Raw genomic sequence first — 12,170 nt, forward strand, 5'->3', positions numbered from 1 at the left:
GCCGATCGCCATTTTAGCCTTGCTTGCCGTCCGGTACGGTACGCCGCAGGCTGCGCCGCGCCATCAGGGGGGATTTCTCCAGGATTGCATGCCTGCGCAGCCACGTTCATCACCTGTCATACATCGGGCCGTTCGACTTCATGATGCAGATTCACAACACCCTGTCACGTACCAAGGATTCCTTGCGCCCCATCGAGCCGGGCAAGGTGCGCATGTATGTGTGCGGCATGACGGTGTATGACTACTGCCACCTGGGCCATGCGCGGATGCTGGTCAGCTTCGACGTCGTGCAGCGCTGGCTGCGGGCCAGCGGGCTGGATGTGCGCTATGTGCGCAACATTACGGATATCGACGACAAAATCATCCGTCGTGCGGTCCAGAGCGGCAAGCGCATCGGTGAAGTGACGTCCTTTTTCATTGATGCCATGCATGCCGACGAACGGGCGCTGGGCGTGCAGCCGCCGGATGCCGAGCCGCGTGCGACCGAGCATGTGGGCGATATGCTGGGCATCATTGCCAAGCTGGAAGAAAAAGGCCTGGCCTACCGCGCCGAGGATGGCGATGTGAATTATTCGGTCCGGGCCTTCCCGGGCTATGGCAAGCTGTCCGGGCGCAGTCTGGACGATTTGCGCGCCGGTGAGCGGGTGGCGGTCGATACCAGCAAACGGGATCCCCTGGATTTTGTGCTCTGGAAGGCAGCCAAGCCGGATGAGCCGGCGGATACGCGCTGGGATTCTCCGTACGGTTTTGGCCGGCCGGGCTGGCATATTGAGTGCTCGGCCATGAGCAAGGCCTTGCTGGGCTTGCCGCTGGATATTCATGGTGGCGGGCCGGACTTGAAGTTCCCGCACCATGAAAACGAAATCGCCCAGACGGAAGGCGCCTACGATCAGACTTTGGCGAATATCTGGATGCATTGCGGCCCCTTGATGGTGGATGCAGACAAGATGTCCAAGTCGCTGGGTAATTTCCGCACGATCCGGCAGACCATTGCCCGCGATGCGGCGCACGAGGAGCATCGGGAAGGGGAAGGGGACGAGTGGTTCAACCGCCGCGAAGCGGAAATGCTGCGTTTCTTCATCGTGCGCAATCATTACCGCAGTGCCTTGAACTACGCGCCCGACAATCTGAACGATGCGCAGAATGCGCTGGATCGGCTGTATCGCAGTTTGCAGGCGGTGCGTCCCGATGACGCCGGCGTGGATTGGAACCATCCCAGCGCGCAGGCCTTCAAGGCCGCCATGGATGATGATTTCAATGCGCCGGGTGCACTGGCGGTGCTGTTCGAGCTGGCCGGCGAAGCCAACCGCGGTGGCTCGGCTCGCGTGGCTGGCCAACTGCGCGCGCTGGGCGAGTTGCTGGGCCTGCTGCAGCAGGATCCGGAAGCCTATTTCAAGTGGCCGACGCGCTATCGGCAGAAACCGGTGGCGGAAGGCGCTGGGGATCACGCCACGGCCACGGCCGGCGCTGCCCTGGACGATGCCGCCGTCGATGCCCTGGTGGCGCAACGCGGCGAAGCCAAGCGAGCCCGTGATTTTGCCCGGGCCGATGCCTTGCGGGCCGAATTGCGCGCAGCAGGCGTGGAATTGGACGACAAACCGGGCGGCGTGACGGTCTGGAGGCGTGCATGAGCCAGGCAAGCCAGCCCGGCCTGGACGGCTCGGTCAAACCCGCTTATTGGGATGCGGCAGTCGCGCACCTGCTGCGACGTGACCGCATCCTGAAAAAAATCATTCCCCAGCATGATGGCAGCTGGCTGGTCTCACGCGGTACGCCTTTCGCGACCCTGGTGCGTTCGGTGGTCGGCCAGCAGATTTCCGTCAAGGCCGCCAACGCGCTCTGGGAAAAATTGAGCCTGGCGAGCCAGTCGGTGCATGAGCCCGCAGTCTATCTGGCGCTGGGAGAGGACGGCTTGCGCGGCCTGGGCCTGCCCAAGCGGAAAGCAGAGTATGTCCTTGATCTGGCAGCAGGTTTTCAAGAGCGTCGCTTGCGTCCGGAACTGTGGGACGGTATGGACGACGAGGCCGTCATTGCCGAATTGACCACCATTCGGGGTATCGGCCGCTGGACAGCGGAAATGTTTCTGATCTTTAATCTACAACGGCCGGATGTCCTGCCGTTGGATGATGCCGGCCTGCTGAAAGCCATTTCGCAGCATTATTTCAGTGGCGAGCCCGTGTCGCGCTTCGAGGCGCGCGAGGTGTCGCAGGCATGGCAGCCCTGGCGTACTGTCGCCACCTGGTATCTCTGGCGCAGCCTGAATGCCGTCGCAGTGCCTTCCTGCTGACGGCTCGGGCTCGTCTTCACGCATACGGAATCTCATACGCAATGCGCAATACATTTCTCGAATTCGAACAGCCTCTGGCAGAGCTGGAAAGCAAAATTGAACAGCTGCGCTTTGTCCAGACTGATTCGGCAGTCGATATTTCGGATGAAATCTCCAAACTGCAGCAGAAAAGCCAGACGCTGGCCAAAAGCATTTATGCCAAGCTGACCCCGTGGCAGACGGCCCTGGTGGCGCGCCACCCGCAGCGGCCCTACACGCTGGATTATGTGCGCGAGATATTCACCGATTTCCATGAGCTGCATGGTGATCGCATGTACGCCGACGACCAATCCATCATCGGCGGCCTGGCGCGTTTCGAAGGCAAGCCCTGCATGGTCATCGGCCATCAGAAGGGCCGTGATACCAAGGAACGCGCCCGCCGGAATTTCGGCATGCCGCGTCCGGAAGGTTATCGCAAGGCGCTGCGCCTGATGCGCCTGGCAGAAAAATTCCGCCTGCCGGTTTTCACCTTTGTCGATACGCCGGGCGCCTATCCTGGCGTGGGAGCGGAAGAGCGCGGCCAATCCGAAGCCATCGGCCACAATCTATATGCGATGGCTGAGCTGCGGGTGCCCATCATTGCGACGATCATCGGCGAAGGCGGCTCGGGCGGCGCATTGGCGATTGCCGTTGGCAATACCGTGATGATGCTGCAATACTCCACTTATTCGGTCATTTCGCCCGAAGGCTGCGCTTCCATTCTTTGGCGCAGCGCGGACAAAGCCTCGGAAGCTGCCGCTGCGCTGGCGATTACCGCGCCGCGCCTGAAGGAGCTGGGGCTGATCGACCGCGTGGTCAATGAACCCATAGGCGGTGCGCATCGCGACCCCGGCGTCATGGCGCGCCTGCTGCGCCGTGCGTTGGCCGATGCCTTGCGCCAACTGAGCGGCATGACACCCGAGCAACTCGTTGCGCATCGACTGGAGCGCATTCGCGCCTACGGCGAAGTGCAGGAAGTCAAGGGCTGAGGACAGCATGCAAGCGGCGGCTCGCGGCTCGAGCGCCGGCGCCGCCAGTGCGCTGACCGAGCCCTTGCGGGAGATGTTGGCCGGCCTGCCCGCAGGAACACGCATCGCCGTGGGCCTGAGCGGCGGGCCGGATTCATTTGCGCTGGCTTGCTGCGCGGCGCCCCTGGCGCATAGCCTGGGGCTGGAACTGCAGGGTTTCCATGTGCATCATGGTTTGCTGGCGCAGGCCGACGCCTGGGCTGCGCAGGCGCGTGCGCTGGGGGAACAGCTGGGGTGCCCGGTGCATGTCGCCCGGGTGGACGTCACCGGCGCTGCTGCGCTAGGCATGGAAGCGGCCGCCCGTGAGGCGCGCTACGCCGCATTGGCGGAGCTGGCCCAGTCCCATGGCGTAGGCATCATCCTGCTGGCGCATCACCAGGACGATCAGGCGGAAACCGTCTTGCTGCGCTTGTTGCGCGGCACCGGCCCGGAAGGCCTGGCCGCCATGGCGCGGCAAAGCGAGCGTGACGGCGTTGCCTATTGGCGGCCGTGGCTGGATGTGCCGCGCAGCCGCATCGTGCCGGTTGCCCAAGCCTATGCCGGGCAGTATGGCGTGCCATTGGCAGATGACCCGACCAATCTCGACCCGCGCTATACCCGTGCGGCGCTGCGCGTGCAATTGGCCCCTGTGCTGGATGAGCGCTGGCGTGGCTGGCGCAGCATCCTGGCGCGCCATGCGCGCCTGGCGGCGCAACAGGCCGAGATGATGGCGGAGCTGGCCAGCGCGGATTTGCAGGCGTTGGATCCTGCGCCCGACGGCAGTTTTTCGCTGGCCCGCTGGCGTGAGCTTTCCGCTGCTCGCCAGGCGCATGTATTTCGGTATTGGCTGCAAACCCAAGGGGCGTTGATGCCGACCGAAGCCCGGTTGAATGACATGCTGCGGCAGTTGCGCCAGTTGCATGCCCTGGGGCACGATCGCCGTATGGCGGTCAGGCACGGCGCCTGGCAGGTCAGCTGCGTGAAAGGACGGGTAGGGCTGACCCGCCATGCCTGAGCAGCTTGCCCCGGCAGGCATAGGCAGCGAGCTTTGTGCAGCCTGATGCTGGGCCGCCGTGGTGGTTCGGGCGCAGGCGCAGCGCTAGGGCAGGCAGCCGCACCAGCACCAGACCGCAGGACGGCCCAGGCTTGGGAATCGGCTGCTTTTTCTCAGGAAGGACCACAGTGACGCAAGTTCTGTAAGGAAATTGCTCACTTGGCTATCTATCGTTGATAAGATAGAACGTTTGCGCTATATGCGGTAAACACTTAGCGTTAAAATTATTCCCCTTTTATTTCCCGTTCAACGGGCGCGTGCTTAAAACCGGGTGGAAGATGGCTCTGATAGTTCACAAGTACGGCGGAACCTCCATGGGGTCTGTCGAAAGGATCAAGAATGTTGCGCGGCGCGTGGCCAAATGGCACGCGGCTGGCCATAAGGTCGTGGTGGTGCCGTCTGCCATGTCGGGCGAGACCAACCGCCTGCTCGGTTTGGCGCGTGAAATTTCTGCCATGCCCGATGGCCGCGAACTGGACATGATTGCCGCTACGGGTGAACAGGCCAGCAGCGGCCTGCTGGCGCTGGCGCTGCAGGCCGAAGGCGTGGCTGCGCGCAGCTATGCCGGCTGGCAGGTGCCAGTGCGTACCGATTCCGCCTATACCAAGGCACGCATCCAGGAAATCGACGGCACGCGCGTACAGGCCGATCTGGACGCCGGCCGCGTGGTTGTCATCACCGGCTTTCAGGGTGTGGATGACAACGGCTACATCACCACGCTGGGCCGTGGCGGTTCCGACACCTCGGCGGTGGCGGTTGCTGCCGCGCTGGGCGCCGACGAGTGCCTGATCTATACCGATGTCGATGGCGTTTACACCACCGATCCGCGTATCGTTCCGGAAGCCCGCCGCCTGAACGTCGTTTCCTTCGAGGAAATGCTGGAAATGGCGTCGCTGGGCTCCAAGGTGCTGCAGATTCGCTCGGTGGAGTTTGCCGGCAAGTACCGTGTCCCGGTGCGAGTGTTGTCCTCGCTCACCGACCCCCTTATTCCGCTCGACGAAGAAATGCGCTCGGGCACGCTCATTACATTCGAGGAAGACGAAAAAATGGAATCCGCCGTTGTCTCCGGCATCGCGTTCAGCCGCGATGAGGCCAAGATCACCCTGGTCGGCGTGCCCGACACCCCCGGCGTGGCCTCGGCCATCCTGGGCCCGGTTGCTGCTGCCGGTATCGACGTGGACATGATCATCCAGAACCAGTCGGTCGAAGGCACCACGCTGTTCTCCTTCACGGTCAACCGCAACGAACTGCTGCGTGCCCGCCAGGTGCTCGACACGCAAGTCGTGCCCGCCATCAAGGCCCGTGAAGTGCTGACCGACGAAAAGGTCTGCAAGGTTTCCATCGTGGGCATCGGCATGCGCTCGCATGTTGGCGTGGCTGCGCTGATGTTCGAAACGCTGGCCAAGGAAGGCATCAATATCCGCATGATCAGCACCAGCGAAATCAAGACTTCGGTCGTGATCGAAGACAAGTACATGGAGTTGGCAGTGCGTTCGCTGCACAAGGCCTTTGGCCTGGATGGCGAGCCCAAGCTGGCCTGAGTGCCGGGCCGGGAGCAGGCCGGTGCGCTAGCGCACCCGCCGGGCGACCCGCGTGGCTGAGAAAACGGTCCTCGATGAATATCGAGGGCCGTTTTTTTTGTCCATGGCCTGCTGCGTTGGCTGTGTTGGATTGCCGACAATCCGTGTTCATGGCACGGACGGGCAACGGCCTTGGGAGTAGAATTCCGTCCGCTTCCTATGCGGGCGCAGTAGTGGAGTGGTCCGGGGCATAACCCAGGGCGTGGTGGCTGGCGATACGGGCCGTGCCTCCCATGCGCGCGTGTGGTCATCCTCCGGCCTGTGGCCGGCTTCCGAGGTTTGTATGTTGCGGCAATTGCTGGCCAACGCGCTGGCACCTTTACTTGGCCTGTTTATCATCTGTATCGGTAACGGCTTCATTTCCTCCCTGACGTCGATCAGGCTGGATGCGGCGGGTGAATCCGCCATCATCGTCGGGATCGTTTCCTCCGCCTACTTTATCGGCCTCACCCTGGGGGCCATGTTCAACGATCGCCTGATCGTGCGCATCGGGCATATCCGGGCCTATAGCAGTTTTGCTTCCCTGATTGCCGTGACGGTGCTGTTGCAGGGCTTGTTCCTGGATGCCTGGGGCTGGGCTTTGCTGCGCATGATCAATGGCTGGGCCACGGTGGGCGTGTTCCTGGTGGTAGAGAGCTGGCTGCTGATGGCGGCAGACCCGAAGCTGCGCGGACGGCTGCTGGCGGTCTATATGATTTCCTTGTATGGCGCCGGGATGGTGGGCCAGGCCATGCTGGGCATGGTGGATGCCTCCGGTGCCGCCGCCCCATTCATGGTGGCCGGCATGCTGGCCTCGCTATCGGTCATGCCCATGGTGATTCTGCCGCGGGTATCGCCTATCGTGGAGCGCGTCGAACCCCTGCCGCCGCATCGTCTGCTGCGCATGTCGCCTACCGGCGTGATCGGCTGTTTCGGGTCGGGGGTGGCGATTGCGGCGGTCTATACGCTGCTGCCGCTCTATTTGCAGCGCATCGGCCTGAGCGTGGGGGATATCGGCCGGATGATGGCCATTACGATTTTCGGCGCAATGGTATTGCAATACCCCGTCGGGCGCTGGTCAGATCGGCAAAGCCGGCAGCTTGTACTGATTTCGCTCAGCGTATTTTGTACGATCCTGTCATTGGCCATCCTGCTGTTGCCGGCATCCTTGCCGCTGCTTTCGGTCTTGCTGTTCCTGCTGGGCGGCGGTGTATTTGCCATCTATCCGGTGTCGGTCAGCCATGCGGCCGACAGGGCCACCGCCGATGCGTTGGTACGTATGATTCAGGGGCTTTTGCTGATCAATTCCCTGGGTTCCGTGCTGAGCCCGCTGGCGATTGCGCCGATGATGACATGGATGGGGGCCAGCGGCCTTTTCTGGGCGTTCACCTTGTTGAACCTTGCCATGCTGGCGCTCTATATCTGGCGTCGCAAGGAGCGTCCGGCCCCTCTGCCGGCCGCACCGTTTGCCGCCGCGTCGCAGATGTCGCCGACCGGTGTGGAGCTGCGCGTGACGGAAGACCTGGTGCAAGGGGCGCTGGATAATGAACTGATGGATGCGGTGGGCGCAGGTGCTGCGGGCAGCGGTGTCAGCGCGACGGACAGCGGCGCTGCAAGTGTTGCGAGTTCCGCAGCTGCTGCAGCCGCAGGCGCGGGCAAGCATTGACCGCCTCAGGCCGCTTCAGGCGGCCCGCCCAGCGCCTGCCAGAGCTTCAGCTGGTTGATGCGCTGGTTGAGTTGCGCATCCCACAGGGCCGTTTCGCTGTTGCGCCGGGCATCCTGCGCATCCAGCAGCGTTTTCAGATCCACGGCGCCAGCCTGATAACGGACTTCCTGCAGATTTTCGGTTTGCCGTGCCGCGTCCAGCGCGAGTTGGCGCTGGCCGGTTTCCTCGGTGTAGCGGGTTTGGGCCGACAGCGCGTTCTCCACTTCCGCAAAGGCCTGGTACAAGGTCTGGCGGAAGCTGATGATGGCCAGTTCGGTATCCGTATCGGCAATCTCGCGGTTCAGGCGCATCTCTGTCGCTTGCAGAAAAGGCAGGCTGAGACCGGCGCCCAGCGTGGCGACAGGATTCGATAGCAAATTGAGCAAGGCGCTGCTGCTGGTGCCCAGCGCGCCTGTCAGTGACAGGCGCGGATAGTAATCGGCACGTGTGGCATCGGCGCTGGCATAGCTTTTTTTCAGGCGCCGTTCTGCGGCCTGGACATCAGGGCGACGGGCCACCAGGCTGGCGGGCAGGCCGGCGGCCAGCGCAGGCAGTTGAATGTCTGGCAGTTGCGTCGGTACCGGCAGCTCGGTGCTGGGGGGCGCGTCGCGCAACAGGGCCAGGGCGCGCAGGTTTTCATCACGGCTTTGCAGCAGTTGGGCGTGGGTGCTTTCCAGGCTGGCCAGACTACGGGTGATTTCCGCCAGATCCAGGGCGCTGGCTGCGCCGGCGCGATGCTGTACGTCGATGATTTGCCGGGTTTTGCGGGCATTGGCGATGTTGGCGCTGCTGGCGGCGATGCGTTGATTCAGGTAGCCCGCCTGCCAGTACAGCGAGGCTGTCGTGACAACCAGGCCCTGACGCACGGCATCACGGTCGGCTTCCGTGGCCTGGGCTTCCCACTGTGCGGCCGCGTCCCTGGCAGACAGGCGGCCCCAGATATCCCATTCGTAGGAAAGCCCCAGCCGTGCGCTGCTTTGGCGGTTTTCCTGCCCATGGTCGAGATCCCGGCTCAGGTTGCTGCTGGCATCGGCCGAGAGGCTGGGGCGCATGGCATCGGCGCTCAGGCCCGCCTGCAGGCGGGCGCGCTGGGTTTTCAGCCCGGCGCTGGCCAGGTCGCTGTTGCGCGCCAGGACATCGGCAACCCAGCGTTCCAGCAGCGGGTCGTGGAATTGCTGCCACCAGCCGTCGATGTCCTGTGCGGCGTCGAGCGTGATAGGCGCGGCATTTTCCTCTTGCCATTGGGCGGGAATCTCCACTTTGGGGGGCGTGTAAGGCGTGTGCACGGCACAACCGGCCAGCAGCAGGGCCAGCGTCAGTACGGTGCCGCTGGCACGCCAGGAAAGCGGGGCAGGCATGTTCATCCTTTTGAAAGGGCAACGATAGGATCCAGATTGGCGGCGCTGCGTGCCGGCAGGTAGCCGAACACAATGCCTACCAGGCTGGAGCAGGCTACGGCAGCCACCATGGACATGCTTGAAAACACCATGGAGAACTCCGTGCTGAAGAGCGAGAACAAGGCGCCTATGCCCAGCGCACCGAGGATGCCCAGGACGCCGCCGAACAGGCAGACCAGCACGGCTTCGATCAGGAACTGCTGCATGATGTCGCTGCGGCGTGCGCCGATGGCCATGCGCACGCCGATTTCCCCGGTGCGCTCGGTCACGGAGACCAGCATGATGTTCATGACCCCGATCCCCCCCACGACCAGCGAAATCAGGGCGATGGCCGAAATTAGCAACCGCATGGTGGCGCTGGTGCTTTCGATGGTGTTACGGATGCTGTCCGTGTTGACGATAAAGAAGTCCTGCGCCTTGTGGCGGCGCGTCAACAGGGTTTCCACGCCTTGCTGGGCGGCCGTGGTCGAGATGTTGTCCGCGACCCGGATCGTGATATTGCGCAGGTAGGATTGCCCCAGGATACGGCTCATGGCGGTGGTATAGGGAACCCAGACATTGAGCTGTTCGCTGTTGCCGAACGGAGAGTCGTTTTTGGCCGTGACGCCGATGACCCGCACAGGAATATTGCCCAGCAGTATCACCTGGCCTAGCGGGTCTGTGTTGGGGCCGAACAGCGTATCGCGTGTGTTCTGATCAATAACCGCTTCTTGCGCCAGGCTTTTCACTGCTGCGGCATTGAAGGCCCGTCCGGCGGCAATGTTCAGGCCTTTCACGCGGAAGTACTGCTCGCTGACGCCGTTGATCTGGCCATTGGCCGAGGTATTGCCAAAGCGCAGGCTGGCGGTGCTGCTGACGAGCGGGGTGATGCTATCCACATAGGGCTGCTGGGCGAGGGCATCGACGTCACCAGGCACCAGGGTGCGGATGCGGCCGGAGCGTTCGTCGCCAAATCCGCGGCCGGAGAAAATTTCCAGCGTATTGGTACCGATGGCGCTGATATCTGCCAGCACCCGCTGGCGCGAGCCTTCTCCCAGCGCGACGACCGACACCACGGATGCAATACCGATGATGATGCCCAGCATGGTCAGGAAGGTGCGCAGCTTATGGGCGCGCATGGCCCGCCAGGCCATGCGCGCGGCTTCGAGGTAGCGGTCGCTGTTGCGTGTGCGCCCCTTGGCCTCGACGGCCGGTTCCTCCGGCGTCGTTTGCGCCGGTGCCGGCGCCTCGGGATTGCGGCGGTCGGCGATGATGCGGCCATCATGGATTTCTATGATGCGCTGCGCGTGGCGCGCCACGTTCATATCGTGGGTGACGATGATGACAGTATGGCCACGGCCATGCAGTTCCTGCAGGATATCCAGCACATCCTTGCCGCTGCGGCTGTCTAGCGCCCCGGTCGGTTCATCGGCCAGGACAATCTGGCCGCCGTTCATCAGGGCCCGGGCAATGCTGACGCGCTGCTGTTGTCCGCCGGAGAGCTCGCCGGGCAGATGCAAGGCGCGGTCGGCCAGCCCCAGCCGCCCAAGCAGCGCCAGGGCGCGTTGATCACGCTCCTGGCTGGACAGGCCGGCATAAATGGCTGGCGTCTCGACGTTGTCTCGCGCATTCAGGTCAGGCAGCAGATGGTAGCGCTGGAAAATGAAGCCGAAACGCTCGCGCCGCAGGGCGGCCAGGCCGTCGGCATCCAGGCTGGTGACATCCGTGCCGGCAATGCGGTACTCGCCTGCGCTGGCACGATCCAGGCAGCCAAGCAAGTTCATCAGCGTGGATTTGCCCGAACCGGAGGCGCCGACGATCGCGACCATTTCGCCGGCGTGGATCTGCAGGTCGATGTCCTGCAGCACGGCAACGCGCTGTTCTCCGCTGCCGAATTCGCGGCGGATGCCGCGCATCGCCAGCAAGGGCTGTGCGGACGTATTCATTACAGCCTCATGCCGGGGGCGCGGCGCATGCCGCCGCCGCTGGAGACCTGGCTGGCGTCGCCGAGGATGATGGCATCGCCGGCATTCAGGCCGGAGAGCACCTGGGCCTGAACCTGGTTATCCATGCCGATGGTGATGCGGCGTTCCTGCGGGCGGCCCTGGGCGTCCAGCACACGTACCAGATAGCTGCCATCGGCCTGGGCGGCACCCAGCGCCGAAGAGGGAATGACCAGTGCATCTTCGGCCTGCGCCAGCACGATATAGACTTGCGCCGTCATGTCGATGCGCAGCAGGCCGTCGGGGTTCTGGACATCGAACAGGCCGTTGTAATACACCGCGGAGCTCGACGAGCTGCTGCTCGATGAACTACTGCTCGACGTGCTGCTGGTGCTGCTGCTTTCTGGTGCGGGTTCAATGGCGCGCAGCACGGCGCTGCGGCGCTGGCCGGGCTGGCCCAGGATGGTGAAGTACACCGGGTCGCCGGGCGCCACGCGTACGACATCCGCCTCGGAAATCTGCGCCTTGACCGTCAGCGTATCGAGTTGCGCGACGGTGAGGATGGTGGGGGTTTGCTGATTGGCATTCAGGGTCTGGCCTTCTTCGGCGGATAGGCCGACGACTACGCCGTCTATGGGTGAGGCAATGCGGGTATAGCCCAGGTTCAGCGTGGCGGTATCGACGGATACGGAGGCCTGCTCGACCTGTGCTTTCACCGACTCCACGCCAGCACGTGCGGCCGCCAGGGACGCGACTGCCGCTTCATAGGACTCGCGTGAGCTGGCGTCGGCCGCCAGCATGGTTTTCTGGCGCGTGTGCGCCAGTTCGGCCTGCTTCAACTGCGCCTGGCGCGAGGCCAGTTCCGCCCGGGCACTGGCCAGGCCGGCCCTGGCGTTGCGCAGGACGTTTTCCTGGGGCAGCGAATCTATTTCTGCCAGTAGCTGGCCTTTCTCGACTCGATCGCCCAGGGCCACTTTCAGGCTGACGAGCTGCCCGGAAACCTGGGCACCGACGTCCACCTGCTTGTAGGCTTGCAAGGTTCCTGTGGCCAGAACGGTGTCTTCAATGGCAGCCCGGCGGACGGGCACGGTGACAAAGCTGCTGTTTGCCTGGGACGGGGATATCCAGGCGTAGCTGATTGCGGCAATGGTGGCGGCTGCGGCGATGCCGCAGCCTGCCAGCAGCCAACGGCGGGAGATGCGGGCCATGGCTGTCGGGTGC

General features: G+C 63.5%; 9 protein-coding genes. 6 read left to right on the forward strand and 3 right to left on the reverse strand.

Translation table 11 applies throughout. The annotated features are described in order from the left end of the window. Positions 1–140 precede the first annotated feature (140 nt). The 6 genes from cysS to ACNA1V_RS14390 all read left to right on the forward strand — a co-directional run bounded on the left by cysS (position 141) and on the right by ACNA1V_RS14390 (position 7,591). Entirely contained in the window at positions 141–1,631 is a 1,491-nt protein-coding gene (gene cysS / locus ACNA1V_RS14365; protein ID WP_415834288.1) for a cysteine--tRNA ligase, read from the forward strand. Beyond that, positions 1,628–2,287: a DNA-3-methyladenine glycosylase family protein gene (locus ACNA1V_RS14370; RefSeq protein WP_415834289.1), complete on the forward strand. Its 660-nt coding sequence runs from the start codon at positions 1,628–1,630 to the stop codon at positions 2,285–2,287. The genes cysS and ACNA1V_RS14370 overlap by 4 nt, the downstream gene beginning before the upstream one ends. Before the next feature lie 41 nt (positions 2,288–2,328). Beyond that, entirely contained in the window at positions 2,329–3,294 is a 966-nt protein-coding gene (locus ACNA1V_RS14375; RefSeq protein WP_415834290.1) for an acetyl-CoA carboxylase carboxyltransferase subunit alpha, read from the forward strand. A 7-nt stretch (positions 3,295–3,301) separates the two neighbouring features. Further along, the gene (tilS, locus tag ACNA1V_RS14380; RefSeq protein WP_415834291.1) at positions 3,302–4,327 is read left to right on the forward strand and encodes a tRNA lysidine(34) synthetase TilS; all 1,026 of its coding nucleotides are present in this window, start codon (positions 3,302–3,304) and stop codon (positions 4,325–4,327) included. Positions 4,328–4,644: 317 nt separating this feature from the next. Then, the gene (locus tag ACNA1V_RS14385) at positions 4,645–5,907 is read left to right on the forward strand and encodes an aspartate kinase (protein WP_415834292.1); all 1,263 of its coding nucleotides are present in this window, start codon (positions 4,645–4,647) and stop codon (positions 5,905–5,907) included. A 322-nt stretch (positions 5,908–6,229) separates the two neighbouring features. After that, the gene (locus tag ACNA1V_RS14390; RefSeq protein WP_415834293.1) at positions 6,230–7,591 is read left to right on the forward strand and encodes an MFS transporter; all 1,362 of its coding nucleotides are present in this window, start codon (positions 6,230–6,232) and stop codon (positions 7,589–7,591) included. Positions 7,592–7,596: 5 nt separating this feature from the next. On the opposite strand, the gene ACNA1V_RS14395 is transcribed toward ACNA1V_RS14390, so the two are convergent. From ACNA1V_RS14395 to ACNA1V_RS14405, 3 genes are read right to left on the reverse strand one after another with little or no spacing between them, the layout of a single operon-like run. Then, complete coding sequence (locus ACNA1V_RS14395) at positions 7,597–8,988, reverse strand: TolC family protein (RefSeq protein WP_415834294.1); 1,392 nt, start codon at positions 8,986–8,988, stop codon at positions 7,597–7,599. 2 nt (positions 8,989–8,990) lie between these two features. Next, complete coding sequence (locus ACNA1V_RS14400) at positions 8,991–10,952, reverse strand: MacB family efflux pump subunit (protein ID WP_415834295.1); 1,962 nt, start codon at positions 10,950–10,952, stop codon at positions 8,991–8,993. Further along, the gene (locus ACNA1V_RS14405; RefSeq protein WP_415834296.1) at positions 10,952–12,157 is read right to left on the reverse strand and encodes an efflux RND transporter periplasmic adaptor subunit; all 1,206 of its coding nucleotides are present in this window, start codon (positions 12,155–12,157) and stop codon (positions 10,952–10,954) included. The genes ACNA1V_RS14400 and ACNA1V_RS14405 overlap by 1 nt, the downstream gene beginning before the upstream one ends. Positions 12,158–12,170 lie beyond the last annotated feature (13 nt).

The organism is Kerstersia similis, assembly GCF_965139615.1.
GTDB classification, from domain to species: domain Bacteria; phylum Pseudomonadota; class Gammaproteobacteria; order Burkholderiales; family Burkholderiaceae_B; genus Kerstersia; species Kerstersia similis.